General features: G+C 66.2%; 15 protein-coding genes. 9 read left to right on the top strand and 6 right to left on the bottom strand.

Translation table 11 applies throughout. The features are described from left to right. Positions 1-46 precede the first annotated feature (46 nt). From ACN9MB_RS21165 to ACN9MB_RS21155, 3 genes are all read left to right on the top strand, one after another. The gene (locus ACN9MB_RS21165) at positions 47-5,038 is read left to right on the top strand and encodes a YadA-like family protein (RefSeq protein ID WP_426270205.1); all 4,992 of its coding nucleotides are present in this window, start codon (positions 47-49) and stop codon (positions 5,036-5,038) included. A gap of 47 nt (positions 5,039-5,085) precedes the next feature. Continuing rightward, complete coding sequence (locus ACN9MB_RS21160) at positions 5,086-5,898, top strand: OmpA family protein (protein WP_426270204.1); 813 nt, start codon at positions 5,086-5,088, stop codon at positions 5,896-5,898. Between the two features lie 185 nt (positions 5,899-6,083). Next, the gene (locus tag ACN9MB_RS21155) at positions 6,084-6,299 is read left to right on the top strand and encodes a hypothetical protein (protein ID WP_204638144.1); all 216 of its coding nucleotides are present in this window, start codon (positions 6,084-6,086) and stop codon (positions 6,297-6,299) included. Between the two features lie 39 nt (positions 6,300-6,338). Here ACN9MB_RS21155 and ACN9MB_RS21150 read toward each other — a convergent pair whose 3' ends face one another. Beyond that, positions 6,339-7,634 (bottom strand): amidohydrolase, encoded by a 1,296-nt coding sequence (locus tag ACN9MB_RS21150; RefSeq protein ID WP_426270203.1) that lies wholly within the window; start codon positions 7,632-7,634, stop codon positions 6,339-6,341. A gap of 191 nt (positions 7,635-7,825) precedes the next feature. On the opposite strand from ACN9MB_RS21150, the gene ACN9MB_RS21145 reads away from it, so the two are divergent. Beyond that, on the top strand, positions 7,826-9,505 hold the full coding sequence (locus ACN9MB_RS21145) for an AMP-binding protein (RefSeq protein ID WP_426270202.1): 1,680 nt from the start codon (positions 7,826-7,828) through the stop codon (positions 9,503-9,505). A 109-nt stretch (positions 9,506-9,614) separates the two neighbouring features. Here ACN9MB_RS21145 and ACN9MB_RS21140 read toward each other — a convergent pair whose 3' ends face one another. The 4 genes from ACN9MB_RS21140 to ACN9MB_RS21125 all read right to left on the bottom strand — a co-directional run bounded on the left by ACN9MB_RS21140 (position 9,615) and on the right by ACN9MB_RS21125 (position 13,964). Next, the gene (locus ACN9MB_RS21140; RefSeq protein ID WP_204638147.1) at positions 9,615-11,456 is read right to left on the bottom strand and encodes a sensor domain-containing phosphodiesterase; all 1,842 of its coding nucleotides are present in this window, start codon (positions 11,454-11,456) and stop codon (positions 9,615-9,617) included. 136 nt (positions 11,457-11,592) lie between these two features. Continuing rightward, a complete protein-coding gene (locus tag ACN9MB_RS21135; protein WP_426270201.1) occupies positions 11,593-11,970 on the bottom strand; it encodes a peptidase C13 in 378 nt (125 codons plus the stop codon). A gap of 113 nt (positions 11,971-12,083) precedes the next feature. Beyond that, positions 12,084-13,205 (bottom strand): cell division protein ZapE, encoded by a 1,122-nt coding sequence (zapE, locus tag ACN9MB_RS21130; RefSeq protein WP_426270200.1) that lies wholly within the window; start codon positions 13,203-13,205, stop codon positions 12,084-12,086. Between the two features lie 69 nt (positions 13,206-13,274). Next, positions 13,275-13,964, bottom strand: coding sequence for an alpha/beta hydrolase (locus ACN9MB_RS21125; RefSeq protein ID WP_426270199.1), 690 nt, complete (start codon positions 13,962-13,964; stop codon positions 13,275-13,277). Between the two features lie 48 nt (positions 13,965-14,012). On the opposite strand from ACN9MB_RS21125, the gene ACN9MB_RS21120 reads away from it, so the two are divergent. Genes ACN9MB_RS21120 through ACN9MB_RS21110 form a run of 3 tightly spaced genes read left to right on the top strand, consistent with a single transcriptional unit; the run spans position 14,013 to position 15,317 of the window. Then, positions 14,013-14,615 carry an ACP phosphodiesterase gene (locus tag ACN9MB_RS21120; RefSeq protein ID WP_426270198.1) on the top strand — a complete coding sequence of 201 codons (603 nt, stop codon included), beginning with the start codon at positions 14,013-14,015 and terminating at the stop codon, positions 14,613-14,615. Positions 14,616-14,673: 58 nt separating this feature from the next. After that, positions 14,674-14,910 (top strand): type II toxin-antitoxin system Phd/YefM family antitoxin, encoded by a 237-nt coding sequence (locus ACN9MB_RS21115; RefSeq protein ID WP_426270197.1) that lies wholly within the window; start codon positions 14,674-14,676, stop codon positions 14,908-14,910. Next, positions 14,907-15,317, top strand: coding sequence for a type II toxin-antitoxin system VapC family toxin (locus ACN9MB_RS21110; protein ID WP_426270196.1), 411 nt, complete (start codon positions 14,907-14,909; stop codon positions 15,315-15,317). The genes ACN9MB_RS21115 and ACN9MB_RS21110 overlap by 4 nt, the downstream gene beginning before the upstream one ends. Before the next feature lie 235 nt (positions 15,318-15,552). Here the strand turns inward: ACN9MB_RS21110 and ACN9MB_RS21105 are convergent, their stop codons facing one another. Beyond that, complete coding sequence (locus ACN9MB_RS21105) at positions 15,553-16,074, bottom strand: c-type cytochrome (RefSeq protein WP_204638154.1); 522 nt, start codon at positions 16,072-16,074, stop codon at positions 15,553-15,555. Positions 16,075-16,432: 358 nt separating this feature from the next. Here ACN9MB_RS21105 and ACN9MB_RS21100 point away from each other — a divergent pair, with 358 nt between their 5' ends. Further along, positions 16,433-17,707 carry an efflux RND transporter periplasmic adaptor subunit gene (locus ACN9MB_RS21100; RefSeq protein ID WP_426270195.1) on the top strand — a complete coding sequence of 425 codons (1,275 nt, stop codon included), beginning with the start codon at positions 16,433-16,435 and terminating at the stop codon, positions 17,705-17,707. 186 nt (positions 17,708-17,893) lie between these two features. After that, positions 17,894-21,130 (top strand): efflux RND transporter permease subunit, encoded by a 3,237-nt coding sequence (locus ACN9MB_RS21095; RefSeq protein ID WP_426270194.1) that lies wholly within the window; start codon positions 17,894-17,896, stop codon positions 21,128-21,130. Positions 21,131-21,228 lie beyond the last annotated feature (98 nt).

Here is a 21,228-nt window from a genome sequence, read left to right as displayed (position 1 = left end):
CGCGGACACATGACGTGGGCTGCGCCGGCCAAAAGGGGACACTTCAATGAATCGCATTTACCGTCTCGTGTGGTCCGACTCCCGGCGCGCGTGGGTGCCGGTGTCTGAACTTTCTCCGCGGCATCATCGCGCCTCCCGCCAGATCGGCTTTATGCCATCGGCACGCGCGTTCCTGGCGACTGGCCTCGCGCTGTGTGCGCTGGCGTATCACACCGCATCGCACGCGGAAGGTGCCGACGACGCCAAGCTCAACGACCTGATGAGCCTGGCCGCCAAGTATGAGCATCCCGCATCGCAGGCAGCGCCGGTTGCGCTTGGCGTCGATGCGTCGTCGTTGGGCAACCGCGCCGCCGTGAACGTGCCGGCTGCTGGTCATGCCGATGTGGCGCCGACGCCGGCTGCTTCCGTGCGGCGCAAGGCCATGCTCGCCGGCGTGCGTGTGAAGACCGCGGTGCCGATCATGCCGACCGCGCAGCAGATCCAATCCGGCGTTGCCGTTCCGGTCGAGCTGGGCTCGCGCGTCGGCGCCGTGTCCGGCGCGGCGAATGTGGCTGCGCTGGGCCAGGGCCTGGTGTCCGCTGTATTGCCTTCGTCGAACGATGTGGCGGATCGCAATCGCTCCGTGACGTTGGCCACGCACGCGAACGTCACCAGCTCGCTGGTGGACGATCGCGCGCCGGCAGTGGTCGGCGCGGATGGTCGTGTGCAGCTGGGTACGCCTGCGATCCCGCTTGGAACATCCGGCGCAGCGATGGCCCCGGTGAATGCCAGCGTCGGCGCTCGCGCCGCCGTGCTGGCCAACAACGGCGATCTGGTCGACGCGCATGCGCATGTCGGCGTTTCCGTGCCGGTGTTGTCGAGCACGCCGCTGGTCAACGCCAACGTCAATCTGCATGTGGGCGGTCAGCTGGTTTCCGCGCTCGATCCCGTACTGCAACCGATCACCGGCGGACTGGGGTCCGGCAGCGTGACGGGCGTGGTGTCGAAACTGCCCGCTACGGTCGATGGCGTGACCGGTGCGGTGAGCGGCATCGTCGGTAGTGTGACCGCGGGCACGCCGCTCGCGGGTGTCGCCAGTGGCATCCTGCCTCCCGTCGATTCGACGCTGCACAACGTCGCCACCACGGTGGCGGGCCTGGGATCCCAGGGCGGTCTCGGCGGTGTGTTGGGTGCGAACGGTCTGGTGTCGACGCTGCCCGCTACGGTCGATGGCGTGAGCCATGCGGTGAATGGTGTCGTCGGCGGCGTCACCGCCGGCACACCGCTCGCGAGCGTGACGAATACGGTATTGCCGCCGGTGGAATCGACGCTGCACAACGTGGCGACGACGCTGGCGGGTGTTGGCGCCGGTTCGGCTGGTGGCCTCGGCAACGTGGGCGGCCTGGTGTCGAACCTGCCGGCGACGGTGACGGGTGTGACGAATACGGTGACGGGCCTGGTCGGTGGCGTCACTGCAGGCACGCCTCTCGGAGGCACCGTAACGAGTGTCGTGCAACCGGTAGTGTCGACCGTCAACGGCGTCGTTGGCACCGTGGCAGGCGTGGGATCGGGCAGCGGCCTCGGAGGCGTGCTCGGTGCAGGCAACGGCGGTCTTGGCAATGTGGGCGGCCTGGTGTCGAACCTGCCGGCGACGGTGACGGGTGTGACGAATACGGTGACGGGCCTGGTCGGTGGCGTCACTGCAGGTACGCCTCTGGCGGGCACCGTGACGAGCGTCGTGCAACCGGTAGTGTCGACCGTCAACGGCGTCGTTGGCACCGTGGCAGGCGTGGGATCGGGCAGCGGCCTCGGAGGCGTGCTCGGTGCAGGCAACGGCGGTCTTGGCAATGTGGGCGGCCTGGTGTCGAACCTGCCGGCGACGGTGACGGGTGTGACGAATACGGTGACGGGCCTGGTCGGTGGCGTCACTGCAGGTACGCCTCTGGCGGGCACCGTGACGAGCGTCGTGCAACCGGTAGTGTCGACCGTCAACGGCGTCGTTGGCACCGTGGCCGGTGTGGGCTCGGGCAGTGGCCTCGGAGGCGTGCTCGGTTCGGGCAACGGTTTGGGCGGTGTGGTCTCCGGTGTGACCTCGACGGTCGGCAAAGTCTTGCAGCCGGTGACCGGAGGCAACGGTGGTCTTGGCAACGTGGGCGGCCTGGTGTCGAACCTGCCGGCGACGGTGACCGGGGTGACGAACACGGTGACAGGCCTGGTCGGTGGCGTCACTGCAGGCACGCCTCTCGGAGGCACCGTAACGAGTGTCGTGCAGCCGGTGGTGTCGACCGTCAACGGCGTCGTTGGCACCGTGGCCGGTGTGGGCTCGGGCAGCGGACTCGGAGGCGTGCTCGGTTCGGGCAACGGTTTGAGCGGCGTGGTTTCCGGCGTGACTTCAACCGTGGGTTCGGTGCTGAAGCCAGTGACGGGCGGCAACGGTCTGGGCAATCTCGGCGGTGTGGTGTCGGATGTGACTTCGACGGTCGGCTCCGTACTGCATCCGGTGAGCACGGGCGGTCCGCTCGGTGCCATCTCGAATCTTCCTTCCACCGTCACCGGCGTGACCAACACCGTGACGGGCATCGTGGGCGCGGCGACGGCCGGCACGCCCATCGGCGGCGCTGTCACTGGTGTGCTGCAGCCGGTCACCGGCGTGCTCAATACCGTGGTGGGTACTGTCGCTGGTACGGCCTCGGGTAGCGGGCTCGGCGGCATCCTGGGTTCAAGCGATGCTTCGCTTGGCAAGGTGCTGCCCGATGTGGACAAGACGGCAGGCGATGTCACCTCCACCGTGGGCGCGGTGTTGTCGCAGCCGAACGGTACGGGCCTGGCCAATGTGCTGGGGCAGGGTGGCACGGCATCGTCGCTGTTGGGCAACCTCACCAACACCGTGGCCGACACGGTGAACAGCGTGCCGGGCGTGCAACTGGGCGCCACCGGCAATGGTCAGACGTCCGGTCAGAATCTGCTTGGCGTGATTCCGGGCGCATCGAATCTTGTCGACAAGGCCTTGCCGGGCGTTGCGTCGTTGCTGGGCGTCACGCCCGCAGCTTCCGGCGTCGGTGGACCGGGCGGGGGCAGCGGCGCCGCTGGCGTGCCGGTGGTGCCGCCGCCGTCGGCCACGCCGACGGGACTCATCGTGGGCAACGGCGGCGTGGTGGGTACGGCCGGCCAGTTGCTCGGCTCTTCCACCAATGCGCTGTTCAACAACAGCAACGGTTACGTCACCAATGGCGGCCTGCAGGTGAATTCGGCGAACTTCACCCAGGGCTATTCGGTGGTGAGCGTGGCCGGCATTCCGCTGGTGAATGCCACGCCGGTCGGTACGGTGCTCACCACGGTCGGTGGCACCACGCTTGGCGGCACCGGCAGCAATTCCCATCTCACGCTGATCGGCTCGGTGAGTTCGGACAGCTACATCACCAACATCAACAACGGCGCACCGGGCGGTGTGCTCGGACTGGCACTGCCGAACAGTGCGCCAGCCTGGGCATCCACCTGCGCCAATGTGCTGGGCGTGGTACAGGCATCGTGCTGGGCGGTGAATGCCGCGCAGGATTACCAGGTGCTGATGGGCGACGGCGCGACGGCCAATGGTTCGAAGGAAGTGGTGATCGGCACCAATGCCAGCCACACCTTGCCGGCGGTGACGGCGGCCACGGCCTTCCCGGGCAACGGCGCCAACGATCCCACCGACCCGTCGGGCGTTCCCACCGATGACTACAACGCGCGACTGGGTCACTCCGTGGTGATCGGCGACAGCGCCGCGGGTACGGCGAACGCGCAGACCATCATCGGTGCCAATGCCACCGCCAGCGTCGCCAACAGCGTGGCGCTCGGTTACGCCTCGGCCGCCACGCGCGGTGGGCAGAACAGCTATGCCGCCTACGGCATGAGCACGTTGCAGCACTCAGCCGGCGAAGTGTCGATCGGTGCGCCGGGACAGGAGCGCCAGATCACCAACGTCGCGGCCGGCAGCGCGCTGACCGATGCGGTGAACCTCGCGCAGCTCGAAGCGGTGTCCTTCGCCACCGGCAACGCCGTGCAGTACGACGACAGCACGCACAACACCGTGACGATGGACAGCACCAGCAGCACCGACGGCGGCGTCACCGGCGGAAGCATCCTGCAGAACCTGCACCAGGGCAGCATCAGCGCCACCAGCACGCAGGCCATCAACGGCTCGCAGATGTGGCACTGGACGCAGGACACCACCAACGTCTACAGCAACTACAGCCTGTACAACGCGATCCAGAACATCAAGCCGGGTGGCAGCACCACCATCAACAACAACGTCAAGTACTACACCGTCAACTCGGCACTGGCCGATGCCAGTGCGACGGGCGCCAACAGCGTCGCTGCCGGTCCCACGGCCACGGCCAGCGGCAGCAACGCGGTGGCCGTGGGCAATGGTGCGAATGCCTCGGCCGACAACTCCGTCGCGCTGGGCTCCGGCTCGGTGGCCGATCGCGCGAACACGGTGTCGGTGGGGAGCGCCGGCAGCGAGCGGCAGATCACCAACGTGGCGGCAGGTTCCGCCGCGACCGATGCGGTGAACCTGGGCCAGATGCAGGCAAGCATCAACAACTCCACCCAGGGCACCGTGCGCTACGACACCAACACCGACGGCAGCACCAACTACAGCAGCGTCACCCTGGGCAACGGCAACGCGGGCACCACCATCCACAACGTCGCCAACGGCGTGGCCACCAGCGATGCGGCCAACGTGGGCCAGTTGAACGCCGGCATCCAGCAGGCGCAGAACTGGGCGCAGAACTACACCGACCAGCGCTACAACCAGTTGAACGGGCAGATCCAGAGCGCCAGCAATCGCGCCAACGCCGGCATCGCCGCCGGCATGGCGATGGCCGGACTGCCGCAGTCCTACGAGCCGGGCCGGAGCATGGCAGCCGTGGCGGCGGGCACCTTCCGCGGCGAATCGAGCATTGCGGTCGGCGTGTCGACCATCTCGCAGGGCGGACGCTGGGTCTACAAGCTCACCGGCAGTGCCGACACGCGCGGCGATGCGGGCTTCTCCGTCGGTGCGGGCATGCAGTGGTAAGGCGGCGCTCGCCAACGAACTTCGGATAGCGATCAAGGGGAATCGTCATGCGAAAGACCATCTACAGATCGCGACTGCTGCAGGCCCTGTTGGCCGCAGCCGTGGCGATGGCCATCAGCGGAACCATACCGAGCCATGCGCAGACGGCGGAGGCGGGAGTGGACTTTCCCGATCCCGCGCGCGCCACCATGCCCGAAGGCGTGTTCGTCAACGTGGAGAACCTGCGCAAGCTCGCGCCGGGCATGACCAAGCATCAACTCTACGATCTGCTGGGCGCTCCGCATTTCAGCGAAGGCGTGTTCGGCGTGCGCCGCTGGAACTACATCTTCGCGTTCCGCGAAACCGATGGCGGCACGATCAAGTGCCAGTTCCAGGTGCAGTTCGACAAGAACCATCTCGCCCGGGCGTTCTATTGGAAGCCGGACTCGTGCAAGAACCTGCTTGCGCCGCCGCCGCCGCCACCGTCCCCCGCGCCCGCGGCGGCACCAATGATGGCGCTCACGCTGTCGTCCGACGCCATGTTCGGTTTCGACAGCGCCACGCTCACCGCCGAAGGCAGCGCCAACCTCGACCAGCTGTTGTCGCGCGTGCAGGAAGCCAGCCACATCCAGGACATCATGATCACCGGCTACACCGACCGCATCGGCAGCGAGCGCTACAACCTCGCGTTGTCGCAACGGCGCGCGGAAGCGGTGCGCGACTACCTGGTGGCACACGGTGTATCGCCTGCCGCGATGCAGGTGAGCGGACGCGGCCCCGCCGATCCGGTCGTCCAGTGCAACGACAAGCAGCGTGCGCGGCTGATCGAATGCCTGGCGCCCAATCGCCGCGTGGAATTGAAGGGGACGGCAAGAACGTAGATGTGCGTCGACGAGCCTGTCGCAGTCGGCATCGTGGCGGATACATGGACCGGTGACCCTCTACGGCGCGCCCCCCTAGCGCCGACCGCCGCCACGGTGCCGACTACGACAGGTTCGCTTTCGGCGCACGCATCGAGGGAAGCGGCACGCCAGGCGTGCCACCACAGGAGCAGGAGGATCGTGTGATGAAATCCGTTTATTCGATCTGTCAGCGCGAAGGCCGGCAGTGGTGCATCACCATGGGCCAGCAGCTGGTACGCAGCCAATTGTGTCCCGCGATGGCGATCCAGCTCGCACGCCGGCTGGCGCGCGAACACCATCATGTGACAGGGGTTCCGGCCCGGGTGGAATTTCTCGGCGGCAAGATGCCCATCGTGCTGGGCAGTTACGGCGTGCAGTGAGCTACGCCGTAACGTGCATCGGGGGACGCCCCGATCCGGTCAGGAGCGGGGCGCGTTGAGGTAATCGAGCGTGGCCTGCAGCATCGACTCCATGCCGATCTTCAACGCGCCCTCGTCCATGAAGAACTTTGGCGAGTGGTTGGCGGGTGCCTTGAGCGCGTCCTGTCCGGCCGGCGTGGAGCCGACCCAGAAATACACGCTGGGTACCTCGTTGGCGAAATAGGCGAAGTCCTCCGAGGCCATCCACGGCTTCGCCTCGATCACGTGCTCGCTGCCGATGGCCTTGCCGATGCTGTCGCGCACCCGTGCGGTGAGCGCCGGGTTGTTGATCAGCACCGGGTTGCTGTCGCCCACGGGAATCTGCGTTTCCACCGTCGCGCCGTTGGCCGCCGCGACGTGTTCGGCGATGCCCTTGAGGTTGTCGATGGCCTGCTGGCGCATGCCGGCATCGAAGGTGCGCAGCGTGCCTTGCATCTCCACCTGGTCCGGCACGATGTTGTAGCGCGCGCCGCCTTCCACGATGCCGAAGCTGAGCACGGCGGGATAGTCGCCGATATTGAGCTTGCGGCTGACGATGGTCTGCGCCGTGCTGATGATTTCCGCCGAGGTGACCACGGGATCGACGCCGTTCCACGGCATCGCGCCATGCGTCTGCTTGCCATGCACCACCATCTTGAACCAGTCCGAGCCCGCCATCGCCGGGCCGGAGCGCACGCCGACGGTGCCGACGTTGAGCGAGCTGACCACGTGCATGCCGAACATCGCATCGGGCTTGAAGTCGCGGAACACGCCGTCCTTGAGCATCAACGAGGCGCCGCCTTGCTCGCCCGGAGGCGCGCCTTCTTCGGCCGGCTGGAACACGAACATCACTTCGCCCGGCAGGTCCTTCTTCATGCCGGCGAGCACCGTGGCCAGTCCAAGCAACATCGAGGTGTGGGCGTCGTGGCCGCAGGCATGCATCACGCCGACCTGCTTGCCGCGGTATTCGCCCTTGGCCTTCGATGCGAATGGAACGTCCACGTCCTCCGTCACCGGCAGCGCATCCATGTCGGCGCGAATGGCGAGTTTGGGACCCGGCTTGCCGCCTTTGAGGATGGCGATCACGCCGGTATGCGCGATGCCCGTGTGCACTTCCAATCCCAGCTTCTTCAGTTGTGCCGCGACCAGCGCGGACGTTCGCGTTTCGCGATTGCTCAATTCCGGATGCTGGTGAATGTCGCGACGCCACGCGGTGACCTGCGGCAGTTCGCCTTGCACGAGTTGGGCGGTATCGGCGGCGTGGGCGGTGCCGGCAACGACGGTGGCGACGGCCAGGGCGAGCAAGGTCAGGCGCATGGGGTGTCTCCGCGAAAGGAGACCCGATCCTAGCGCGATGCTTCGCCGGTTTCCTGTGGGGGCGCCTCTTGTGCGCGATGTTTTCCACCTAACCGAGGAGCACCGGAACTCCGCGGTCGCGCACAAGTGCGCTTCCACAAAAGACCGCGAGGGGCGGTGTTATGCTCGTTTCCCGACCACGGAGCGCCTTCATGCCTGCTGCCAGCTACGTCCATGGTGTCAGTGCGCAACCGCTGCTCGGCGATACCGTGGGCACCTTGCTGGACCGCATCGCGGCAACGCATCCGGATCGGCCCGCGCTGGTGGTGCGTTCCCAGGGCATCCGGCTCGACTACCGGCAGTTCCATGCAGAAGTCGAACGCGTCGCCGCCGGACTGCTCTCGCTGGGGTTGCAGCGGGGCGACCGCATCGCCATCTGGGCGCCGAACCGCTACGAGTGGGTGGTGTTGCAGTTCGCGGCGCCGAAGCTCGGCGTGATCCTGGTCAACATCAATCCCGCCTACCGCGTGCACGAACTGGAGTACGCACTGAACAAGGTGCGCTGCCGCGCCCTGGTGCTGCCTCGCCGCTTCAAGGCCTCGCATTACTTGAACATGCTGATGGAGCTGGCGCCGGAGCTGGCCGTGGCCGAGGTGGGTGCGTTGCAGGCGGAACGCCTGCCGTCGCTGCGCGAGGTGATCCTGCTGGATACCGAAGCGGCGCCCGGCACGCGAAGCTGGCGCGAGCTGGCGACGCGTGCCGATGAACACGCCATGGCCCAGATGCGTGCCGTGGAAAGCGAGCTCGGTTTCGACGATCCGGTGAATATCCAGTTCACTTCGGGCACGACCGGGGCACCGAAGGGTGCCACGCTCACGCATCACAACATCGTCAACAACGGTTTCTTCATCGGCGAAGCGATGCGCCTTACCGAGCACGATCGCCTGTGCATCCCGGTGCCGTTCTATCACTGCTTCGGCATGGTGCTGGGCAATCTCGCCTGCGTCACGCACGGCGCGTGCATGGTGATCCCGGGCGAGGGCTTCGACGTGCTCGCCACGCTGGAAGCCGTGCAGGAGGAACGTTGTACCGGACTGCACGGCGTGCCGACGATGTTCATCGCGGAACTGGAACATCCCGAATTTTCCCGTTTCGATCTCAGCTCGCTGCGCACCGGCATCATGGCCGGCTCACCCTGTCCGATCGAGGTGATGCGCCGTGTGGTCAGCGAGATGCACATGCGCGAAGTCACCATCGCCTACGGCATGACGGAAACCAGCCCGGTGAGTTTCCAGTCGACCACGCACGATCCGCTGGCGCGCCGGGTGGACAGCGTGGGCCGCATCCATCCACACGTGGAAGTGAAGCTGGTGGACGAGCGTGGCCGCATCGTGCCGCGCGGCACGCCCGGCGAGCTGTGCACGCGTGGCTATTCGGTGATGCTCGGCTACTGGGAAGACGAGGAACGCACGCGCGAAGCCATCGACGAGGCGCGCTGGATGCATACCGGCGATCTGGCGGTGATCGACGACGACGGCTACTGCACCATCGTCGGGCGCCTGAAGGACATGATCATCCGCGGCGGCGAGAACGTGTATCCGCGCGAGATCGAGGAATTCCTCTACACCCATCCCAAGGTGCTCGACGTGCAGGTGTTCGGCGTGCCGGACGACAAGTTCGGCGAGCAGGTGTGCGCGTGGGTGCGCCTGCGCGAAGGCTGCGAATCCAGCGAGGCGGAGATCCAGAGCTACTGCCGCCATCACCTGGCGTACTTCAAGGTGCCGCACTATGTGCGTTTCGTCGATGCTTTCCCGATGACGGTGACGGGCAAGGTGCAGAAGTACCTGATGCGCGAGGCGATGGCCGAGGAACTTGGGTTGGCAGCAAGCTGACGCTCAGCGAACTCCTGTGGGAGCGCACTTGTGCGCGACGCTCTTCGACAGGACCGAGAAACGCCGTTGCTCCGCGGTCGCGCACAAGTGCGCTCCCACAGGTGGGGCGTCATTCGCTCCAGCGCACCGCGCGGCGCGAGGGCATGCCCTGGTGCGCGGCGAGCCATGCGGGCACGTCGCGGGCGTGCATCGGATGGGCGATGTGGAAGCCCTGGGCCTCGTCGCAGGCCATGCCGAGCACGCTCTCGTAGATGCTCGACGTCTCCACGCCCTCCACCACCACCCGGAAACCCATGTTGCGGGCGAGCTGGGCCACCGAGCGTACGATGGCCTCGTCGTGCGGGCTGGTGCCCATGCCGCGCACGAAGGACTGGTCGATCTTCAGACTGGTGGCCGGCATCTGCCGCAACGCGGCCAGGTTGCTGTAGCCGGTGCCGAAGTCGTCGATGGCGATGCCGGCGCCGAGCTGGCGGATGGCGGTGAGATGCCGCCGCGTCACCGCGCTGTGTTCCATCAGCGTGCTTTCGGTGAACTCCAGCTCCAGCGAATCGAGTCCGATCTTGTGGCGTTCGGCGACGTCGCGCAGGCGGCCGACCAGATCGGCATCCAGGTCGCTGCTGGAAACATTCAGCGACAACTTGATGTCGTGACCGTCGCGGTGCCATGTCGCGAGCTGCGCGATGCTGTGCTCCATCACCCATTGCGTGAGCGAGTGCATCAGGCCGGCACGTTCGGCCAACGCCACGAAATGTGCCGGCGGAATATTGCCCAGGGTCGGGTGATGCCAGCGCGCCAATGCTTCGAGCGCCACGCAGCGGCCGGTGTCCAGGTCGACGCGAGGCTGGTAGTGCAGGTCGAGTTCGGTGCGATCGTTGAGCGCGGCGGCCAGTTCGGTCACCAGCAGGAATTCCTGCCGCTGCTGTTCGTCCTGCATGCGGTTGTACACCGCCCAGCCGCGCGGACTCTGTTGCGCGGCGAATGAGGCGTTCATCACCAGCCGCAAGGGATCGCCGCCGCGCAACTCGCTGGCGTTGATCTTCAACAAGCCGACGCCCGGCTGGATGGTCAACGGAATGCCGAGGCAATCGAACGGCCGGCGCAGCCGGGCCACCAGGTCGTCCAGCCGCGTGGTGTCGTCGAGCAGGTGGTGATCGGGCAGTACGGCGGCAAAGCGCGTTGCACCGACCTGATACAAGCGTGTCTCCGGCGGCACCCATTCAAGCGTGCGTGCGGCGACGGCGCGCATCAGTTCGTCCGCATAGGCGTGGCCCATGGCGCGGATGAACGCGTTGAAGCGCTGCACCGGCGCCACGTCGACGGCGATCACCCAGGCGTGCGGCACGCCTTCCTGCAGGTGTTTGCGCAAGTCGTCGAAGAAGGCGTAGCGGTGGGGCAGCTGGGTGATCGGATCGGTGCGCCCGAGGTAGCTGCGCAGGACCACGCCGGTGCCGATCAGCGAGGCGGCATCGCGCAACGCCGACTGTTCGCTCTCGCTCAATTCGGCGCGCGGTTGCGGATCCATCACGCACAGCGCACCGATGTGCTGGCCGGTGAGCGTGCACACCGGTTCGCTGGCGAAGAAACGGATCGGACCGGGCCCGGCCGTCAACGGCAACGCCGCGTCGCGCAGGCGATCGTCGATCAGCGCATCGAGCACGACGTGCGAGGCGAGGCTGCGAGCGGCCTGCAGGAACAATGGATGCAACGAGCGCGGGCCATCGGCCGGCAGTTCGTTGCCGTCGGCGAACCAATAGGCCGCGCCGCTGTTGAGCACCAGCGCCACCAGCGGCACGCCCAGCGAACGCGTGAGCAGGCGCACCACGGCGTCGAAGCCGGGCACCGCAAAATTTTCCGCCGTGGCGACATGCTCCGGGGACGGGCCAACGGCAGGCGGTGTTTCCCGATGCCCGGCCGCGAGCTGCCCCGGACCCAATTCCGTGGTCGTGCGCATCGCGTAATGCCCCCTCAGGACCGGCGTCCCGATACCTGGGCGAGGCTACTCCAGCCTCTCCGCGAATCGCAATCTGTCATTGAGCTGTAGAGCGGTGCGACGTAATTTTCTGCGCCGCGACGGCGTCACACCGCACTCACTGCTTGATGCTGAAGTCCACTTCGATCGGATAAGGCGCCGGCTTGGCCGGTGGCGCGGGCAGCATCCAGCTGGTGAAATGGCTGGCCATGCATTGCGCCACCGCCGTCTGCGGCTGCACGGCGATGCGGCTGAGACGACCATCGGCGGCCACCTCCGCCACCAGCGTGAAGGGCGATTTGTCCGCCGGCTGGGTGCTTGCCAGGCAGGCCTTGTACGCGTCGGTGGTGGCGTTGCCGATGCGTTCCCACATCTGCTTCTGGTAGGCCGGCCCGGTGACCGCGCCTTCGGCCAGCTTGGCCTGGGTGACGCGCACGTGGAAATCCGCGCCGGCGTCGGGGCTCAGTTGCAGGGCGATGGCGAGCAGGAAGGGCATGGCAGTTCCAGTCGGTGGACTGAAGGCACGTTAACAGTGTCTCCTGTGGGAGCGCACCCTGCGCGCGACAGGCGTCTCGTCGTTGCAGTCGCGCACAGGGTCATTCGCAGCCTTCAGGGCAGATGCTCGCTGGCGAGGTATTCCTCGCTCTGCATCTCGATCAGGCGCGATTCGGTGCGGCCGAATTCCGCGCGCAGCCGTTCGCCGTCGTACAGCTCGGTGATCGGCGCGGCGGCGGAAAGGATCAGCTTCACGCGGCGGTCGTAGAACTCGTCGACCAACTGCACGAAGCGGCGTGCGGCATCGTCGGTGTAGATGGTGAACTGCGGCACGTTGGAGACGATCACCGCCGGTCCCGCCTTGGCCAGCGCGATGTAGTCGGCCACCGCGCGCGGGCCCTCGCACAACGCGGCGAAGTCGAACCAGAAGATGTTGCGGGCGCGCTTGCGCACCGGAATGGCGCGCTCGTTGATGATCATCTCGCCGCCATCCTGCACCGCGCCTTCGGCTTGCGTGGTGAAAATGCGGGACAGCGCACGTTCCGCCTCCGGCCCGGGTGGCGTCTGGTAGACCGCCGCCTGCGTGAGTGCGCGCAGGCGCCAGTCGTGCGAGGAGATCATCTGCACCACGCGGCAGTGCTTCTCGATCAGCGCGATGGCCGGCAGGAAGCGCGCACGCTGCAGGCCGTCCTTGTAGAGATTCTCCGGCGCCGTGTTGGAGGTGGTCACCAGCGTCACGCCGCGTTCGAACAGCGACTGCAGCAGCGTGCCCAGGATCATCGCATCGCCGATGTCGTTGACCAGGAATTCGTCCAGGCAAACCACGCGGCAGCGCGAGGCGATGTTGGCCGCCACTTCGATCAGCGGGTCCTGGCGCTCGCCCAGTTCGCGCAACTGCTCGTGCACTTCGCCCATGAAGCGGTGGTAGTGGCGGCGCAAGGCCATGCCCTGCGGCAGGCTGGCCACGAACATGTCCATCAGAAAGGTCTTGCCGCGGCCCACGCTGCCCCACAGGTACAGGCCCTGCACACCTTCGCGCAGGTCGTTGCCGAGCAGGGATTTCAGACGTCCAAACAGGCCGTTGCCATTGCCGTTGGCCGTGGCCTCGATCAGGGCCGCATGCATGCGGTCGAATTCCGGCAACAATGCCTGCTGGGCCGGGTCGGCTTCCCAGCGGTGCGCGCTGACGCCTTCGTGATAACGCGCACTGGGCGCGAGAGGAGCGGGGTTACTCATGGGTACGGCGGACTCTGCAGATGCCCCGTGGGGAAGCGGGGCATCGGATCGGGGGGAGGTCGAGCGGCATCAATCCTGACGCAGCGGTGGCAGCCAGGGCTGCACGGCGTGCTTGATGGCGCCGCGCAGGTCCATCAGGCGGCGATGAAAGAAATGACTGGTTTCGGGCATGCGTACCAGTTCGGGCTTGTGCTCCATGCCGTCGATCCAGTCGAACACGGCCTGCGGCTCGACCACTTCGTCTTCCTCGCCCTGCACGATCAGCCAGGGACAGGTGGGCAGTTCGATCTCCTCGAACGGCCAGCGGCCGGCCGGCGGCGCGATGCTGACCAGCGCATCGGCGCGCAGGCGCACCGCGTTGCGGATCGAGACGTAGCTGCCGAAGGAGAAACCGGCCAGCCATAGCGCATCGTGCGGACGAACCCGGCGCACCCAGGCGGCCACGGCGGCCAGATCGTCGCCTTCGCCGTTGCCGTGGTCGTAGGTCCCTTCCGATTCGCCGGTGCCGCGGAAGTTGAAGCGCACCGTATCCAGCCCCGACTCGCGCAGCGAACGCTCGACCATCGTCACCACCTTGTTGTGCATGGTGCCGCCCTGCAGCGGGTGCGGATGGCAGATGATGGCGGTGCCGCGGCGGGCCTCTTCGGGCACGGCCACGTCGCTAACGGATTCGAGCTTGCCGGCGGGCCCTTCCAGCGCGAAGCTGGAGGCCTGCTCCGGAAAACGGTCGGGTGGGGTGGGGATGATCACGGGGTTCATAAGCAAGATGATAACCGCCGCGTGCCCCCGGCGTTCGGGCAGAACGGCATGAATCATCTTGCGCACACGTTGCTGGCCGGTGACGACGACTTCTTGCGGCTGGGCGGCTTCATGGGCGATTTCGTCCATGGCCAGCCCGATCCGGCCTTGCCTGCGGGCGTGATCACGGGCATCCGCCTGCATCGCGCCATCGACGTCTATACCGACAGCCATCCGGTGGTGGCCGACGCACGCGCACTGCTGCCGCCGCCGTTCCGCCGCTACGGCGGCATCCTGCTGGATATGTGGTTCGACCACCTGCTGGCCCGCGATTTCCCGCGTTGGAGTGAGCAACCGCTGGAGGCCTATTCGCTGGACGTGCGCCATCTGCTGCATCGCTACGAGTCGCTGCTGCCGCCCGGCTTGCTGCGTTTTCGCCATTACATGGAAGCGCACGCGTTGCCGGCTGGCTACGCGCGTCCCGAGGAAATGTCCGCCGCCTTCGACGGCATTTCCCATCGCCTCAGCCGCGCTAATCCGGTGGGCGAGGCGATGCCCGTGCTCGCTTCGATCGAGCGTCCGCTGCAGGCGCATTTCGAGGTGTTTTTCCCGCAGTTGCAAGGGTTTGCGAAGGAGTGGGTTGACGCGAACGTGAGCAAAGGGACTACGTGATAAGCTAAGCCCGTCTAGCTAAGCTAAATGCGAGTCCCCCATGGCCACGACCGTGAACATGCACGAAGCCAAGACCAACTTATCCCGGCTGGTGGAGAAAGCCACCCGGGGCGAATCGGTGGTGATTGCCAAAGCCGGCAAGCCGGTCGCCCGGATCGTTCCCATAGACACCATCGCACCGGCCAAGCAAAAGCGCATCGGCTTCCTGACCGGCCAGGTGATCGTGCCCGATGCCAAGGCGTTCAACGAACTGGGCAACGACGAGATCGCCGCCATGTTCGGCGGCGACGAATGAAGCTCCTGCTCGATACGCACTTGTTGCTGTGGGCGTCGATCGCTGGCGAGGACAGGAAGTCCAGGGCGTCGCTCTCGCACAAGGCGCGCGTCCTGCTCGAGGACGAGGACAACCAGCTGCTGTTCAGTGCGGCCAGCGTGTGGGAAGTGGCCATCAAGAACGCGCTCGGGCGGCCGGACTTCCAGGTGGACCCCCATCTGTTTCGACGGGGATTGCTGGACAACGGCTATAGCGAGCTGGCCATCAGCAGCGCGCATTCGGCGGCGGTAGCCACCCTGCCGGACCACCACAAGGACCCGTTCGACCGGCTGCTGATCGCGCAAGCGACCGTCGAAGGCATCACCTTGCTGACCAATGACGAAGCGGTCGCGGCGTACAAGACGAGCCCGATTCGGCTGCTGAAGTAGCGTCAAAGCCGCAACAGTCCTCGTGCTGAGGCCTACGCTTCTAGCTCGTCATTCCGGCGCAGGCCGGAATCCAGAGACGCTGTGCTCGGTTGTTGCGGCACGCTACATCTCATCAACGATGTCCCGACGATCGGAACCTGAGGCGCTGGATTCCGGCCTGCGCCGGAATGACGGGCAAAAAAAGCGCCGCCCGCAGGCGACGCTTCTGTATCGAACAAGCCTAGCCGAGCGCCTTTTACTTCGCCTGATCCACGATCCAGTGCACCGCGGCCTTCACCTGCTCATCGGTGAGCGCCGGGTTGCCGCCCTTGGCCGGCATCATGTTGCCATCCGGGCCCTTGTAGCCCTCGATCGCATGCTTGACCAGGGTGTCGATGCCTTCGGCCACGCGCGGACCCCAGTTGGCCTTGTCGCCCAGCTTCGGCGCACCGGCGACGCCGGCGGTGTGGCAGGCGTGGCAGAGGTTGTCGTAGATCGTCTTGCCGTCGGTGCTGCCACCGTAGGCGACCTGCGAGGCGGCGGCCTTGGCGGCGGCTTCCTGCGCGGCCTGCATGGCGGCGCGGCCGGTGTCGCCGGCATACACCGCACCGGCCGGCGCGATGCGGGCCTGCGTCTGTGCGGTGGTCTGGGGATTTATTTCCTTCGGCTCGTGGTCGTAGATCCACCAGGCGCCGCCGATCAGCAACAGGGTCAGAACACTCAGGCCCGCGATCAGCATGGAAAAGCTGCGCATAAAGCTCTGGTCGGATTTCGTCATGGAACCGCTCACGCAATGACTCCAATTCAATGGACAGATCAAAGGACAGCCACAAAGGGCCAAATTAGCTTTGGTTCAGGCAACAATTAGCCGAGTATAGACGAAGGCCGCGGCAAGTTTTAGTCGGAACGGGCGGACAGCGTGTCGCGCCCGAAAACCGCCTGATTTCATGCAACTTTCGTCATCTGGACGCGATACGCTTCAAAACCCTGCCATCGGTCATGGGCCACCCCTGTCAACTGGCATTGTCTATTTTCGTTGATCTGACCCTATCCTTTCACTCGACAACATAGGGCAGGCGCGCTTGCGAGCGCACCGGTGGGGTCGGGTGACCTGTCTTTCATTCTGGGAGTTTTTCATGTCGCGTTTTTGGAAGATCGCGCTGATCGTTGTGGTCGTGATCGTGGTGGGAGCCGTCGGCTTCCGTCTGCTGCACAAGCCCGCCGCCGAGCAAGGCGCACAGGGCCAGCACCGCGGCCAGCACAAGAGTGAGGGCCAGGGCGACGCGTCGGACAAGGATAAGGACAAGGACACGCCGCCGGTGCCGGTCACGGTCGAGCCGGTGGTGAAGCAGGACGTGCCGGTCTACCTCACCGCGCTGGGCACCGTGCAGGCGCTCAACACCGTCACCATCAACCCGCAGATCAGCGGGCAGATGCTGAGCATCAATTTCAAGGAAGGCCAGGAAGTGAAGAAGGGCGACCTGCTGGCGCAGATCGACCCGCGTCCGTTCCAGGCCGCCTATGACCAGGCCACGGCCAAGCAGCAGCAGGACGAGGCCCAGCTCAACACCGCGCAGAGCACGCTCAAGCGCAACGATGCGCTGGTGGCCAAGGGCTATGTGGCCCAGCTGGACATGGACACCTTCCGCAACAACGTGGCCAACCTGGTCGGGCTGGTGGCGGCCGACAAGGCGGCCGTGCGCGCGGCCAAGGTCAACCTCGACTACACCCGCATCGTCTCGCCGATCGATGGCGTGGCCGGCATCCGCAACGTCGACCCGGGCAACGTGGTGACCACCACCACCGCCGTGGTCACGCTCACCCAGATCCATCCGATCTACGTGATGTTCACCCTGCCGGAGCAGAACCTGGAGATGGTGCGCAATGCGGCCGCTTCGGGCGATCCGCTGGAAGTGCTGGCGCTGGACCGCGCCGATGCGCACACCATTGCCGACGACGGCACGCTCAATGTGGTCGACAACCAGATCGACACCACCACCGGCACCTTCAAGCTGCGCTCGGTGTTCAACAACGCCAAGAGCGAGTTGTGGCCGGGCCAGTTCGTCAACACGCGCCTGAAGGTCCGCACGGTGAAGGGCGGCCTGGTGATCCCGGCGCAGGCGGTGCAGCGTGGTCCGGATGGCGACTATGTGTACCTGGTGCAGCAGGACCAGACGGTCAAGATGAATCCGGTCGTGGTGGCCGGCGAAGTGGGCGACAGTCACGTGATGATCGGTTCGGGCCTGGCGCTCAACGATCTGGTGGTGACCGAAGGCCAGTTCCGCCTCAAGCCGGGCAGCAAGGTCAAGGCGCTCAAGCCCGGCGAAGTGCCGGCAGCGCCGACCGCGGCCGACGTGGACAAGGCCAAGAAGAACGGTCAGGGACGCCAGGGCGGTCGCCGCGGCGGCTGATGATGGTTGGAGCAGGGCGAGGGACGAGGGATGAGTGGAGCGCGCGCGACGACCGGGCTGCTCGCCACGCATCGAGTGGGCAGAAAGGCATGAACTTGCGCCCTCGCGACTCGTCCCCGACCCCTCCATCAACGACACGGGGCGCCGCAGGACAGGCGCCCGCCACACACATCGACGGCTGACCCCATGGGCTTCTCCACACTCTTCATTCGCCGACCGATCGCCACCTCGCTGTTGATGGTGGCGGTGCTGTTGCTCGGCATCCTCGGCTACCGCGAGCTGCCGGTGTCGGCGCTGCCGGAAATCGACGCGCCCAGCCTGGTCGTGACCACGCAGTACCCGGGCGCCAGCGCATCGACCATGGCGTCCCTGGTCACCACGCCGCTGGAGCGCAACTTCGGCCAGATCTCCGGCCTCTCGATGATGACCTCCGATTCGTCGGCGGGTCTCTCGACCATCGTGCTGCAGTTCGCGATGGACCGTGACATCGACATCGCGGCGCAGGACGTGCAGGCGGCCATCAACCAGGCGCGCGGCACCTTGCCGAGCACGCTGCCGTATCCGCCCGTCTACAACCGCGTGAATCCGGCCGACGCGCCGATCATCACGCTCAAGCTCACCTCCGACAGCCTGCCGCTGCGCGACGTAAACAATTACGCCGACTCGATCCTGGCGCAGAAGCTCTCGCAGGTGCAGGGCGTGGGCCTGGTGTCGATTGCCGGCAACGTGCGTCCGGCCGTGCGCGTGCAGGTGAATCCGTCGCAGCTGGCGAACCTCGGCCTCACCATGGAGGACGTGCGCAGCGCGCTTACCGAGGCCAACGTGAACGCGCCCAAGGGCACGCTCAACGGCGCCACGCAGTCCTACAGCATCGGTACCAACGACCAGCTCTCCACGGCGGCCGAGTACCAGAGCACCATCATTGCGTACAAGAACAACGCGCCGGTGCGCCTGTCGGACGTCGCCAGCGTGGTCGACGGCGTGGAGAACGACCAGCTCGCGGCGTGGGCCAACGGCAAGCCGGCGGTGCTGCTCGACATCCGCCGCCAGCCGGGCGCCAACATCGTGCAGACGGTGGAGCAGATCCGCAGCATCCTGCCGCAGCTGCAGGCGGTGTTGCCGGCGGACGTCCATCTGGATGTGTTCGCCGACCGCACCATCACCATCCGCGCCTCGGTGGAGGACGTGCAGTTCACCCTGATCCTCACCATCTTCCTGGTGGTGGCGGTGATCTTCGTGTTCCTGCGGCGCCTGTGGGCCACCATCATTCCGTCGGTGGCGGTGCCGCTGTCGCTGATGGGCACGTTCGGCGTGATGGCCTTCACCGGCATGTCGCTGGACAACCTCTCGCTGATGGCGCTTACCGTCGCCACCGGCTTCGTGGTGGACGATGCGATCGTGATGATCGAGAACATCGTGCGCTACATCGAACAGGGCAAGGACGGCAAGGAAGCCGCCGAGATCGGCGCAAGGGAAATCGGCTTCACCGTGTTGTCGCTGACCGTGTCGCTGATCGCGGTGTTCCTGCCGCTGCTGCTGATGCCGGGCGTCACCGGCCGCCTATTCCACGAATTCGCCTGGGTGCTGACCATCGCGGTGGCCATCTCGATGCTGGTGTCGTTGACGCTGACGCCGATGATGTGCGCCTACCTGCTCAAGCCCGATGCGTTGCCCGAAGGCGACGATGCGCACGAGCGCCACGCCGCCGCCGGCAAGAAGACCTGGTGGACGCGCCTGGTCAACGTCTACGAGAGTTCGCTCGACTGGGTGCTCGGCCACCAGCGTTTCACCATGCTGATCGCCGCGGCCACCGTGGTGTTCACCGTGTTCCTGTACATCGTGATCCCCAAGGGCCTGTTGCCCGAGCAGGACACGGGCCTGGTCACCGGCGTGGTGCAGGCCGACCAGAACGTGGCGTTCCCGCAGATGGAAGTGCGCACCAAGGCCGTGGCCGATGCATTGCGCCGCGACAAGGCGGTGACCGGCGTGGCCGCGTTCATCGGTGCGGGTTCGATCAATCCCACGCTCAACCAGGGCCAGCTCAGCATCGTGCTGAAGGATCGCGGCGATCGCGACGGCCTCGACGAAGTGCTGGCGCGCCTGCAGAAGGAAGCCGCCGGCATTCCGGGCGTGGCGCTGTACCTCAAGCCGGTGCAGGACGTCACGCTGGATAGCCGCGTGTCGGCCACCGAGTACCAGTACTCGATGTCCGATGTGAACGCGACCGAGCTTTCCGGTTATGCCACGCAGATGACGCAGGCGCTGCGCGAACTGCCCGAACTGGCCGACGTGGACAACAACCTCGCCGACCAGGGCAGCTCGCTCAAGCTGACCATCGACCGCGAGAAGGCAAGCCGGCTCGGCGTGCCGGTGCAGACCATCGACGACACGCTGTACGACTCGTTCGGCCAGCGCCAGATCTCCACCATCTTCACCCAGCTCAACCAGTACCGCGTGGTGCTCGAAGTGGCGCCGCAGTTCCGCTCCAGCACCGCGCTGCTCAACCAGCTAACGGTGAAGAGCAACGGCAGCGGCGCACTGACCGGCAGCAACGCCACCGCGTTCGGCCAGGTCGCTTCGAGCAATTCGTCCACCAGCACGGGTCTGGGCGTGGCCAACACCGGCGTGATCATCGGCGGCGGCGGCACCATTCCGCTGGCCTCGCTGGCCACGGCCGAAGTCACCACCGCGCCGCTGGTGGTCAGCCATCAGCAGCAGCTGCCGGCGGTGACCGTGTCGTTCAACCTCGCGCCGGGCTATTCGCTGTCCGAGGCGGTGGAGGCGATTCGCGGTGTCGAGCAGAAGCTCAACTTCCCGCCGCAGGTGCGTGGGCAGTTCATCGGCAAGGCGGCGGAGTTCTCCACCTCGCTGACCAACGAAGTGCTGTTGCTGATCGCTTCCATCGTGGTGATCTACATCGTGCTGGGCGTGTTGTACGAGAGCTACATCCACCCGCTGACGATCATCTCCACGCTGCCGCCGGCGGGTGTCGGTGCGTTGCTGGCGCTGATCCTGTGCGACATGAGCCTGTCGGTGGACGGCATCGTGGGCATCGTGCTGTTGATCGGTATCGTGAAGAAGAACGCGATCATGATGATCGACTTCGCGATCGAGGCGCAGCGCGAAGGCATGAAGCCGCACGAGGCGATCCGTCGCGCGTGTCTGCTGCGTTTCCGCCCGATCATGATGACCACCGCCGCGGCCATGCTCGGTGCCTTGCCGCTGGCCTTGGGCAACGGCATCGGCGCGGAGCTGCGCCGTCCGCTGGGCGTCTCCATCGTCGGCGGCCTGCTGCTCTCGCAGCTGGTGACGCTGTACACCACGCCGGTGATCTACTTGTACATGGAGCGCTTCTCCGATTGGCTGCGCGTGCGTCGCGAACGCCGTGCGCTGCTGCGCGCGGAAACGCGGGGCGCCATGTAATGGCAGCAGGCACGATCCGGCCGGTACCGGGTCGGCGGCCACGAAGACCGAGGGGCGCGCCATGATGGCGCGCCCCTTTTCATTTTCCGACTTCCACA

Origin of the sequence: Dyella kyungheensis (assembly GCF_049913195.1) — a bacterium.
Classification (GTDB): domain Bacteria; phylum Pseudomonadota; class Gammaproteobacteria; order Xanthomonadales; family Rhodanobacteraceae; genus Dyella; species Dyella kyungheensis.
This window is presented reverse-complemented; position numbering and strand designations above follow the sequence as displayed.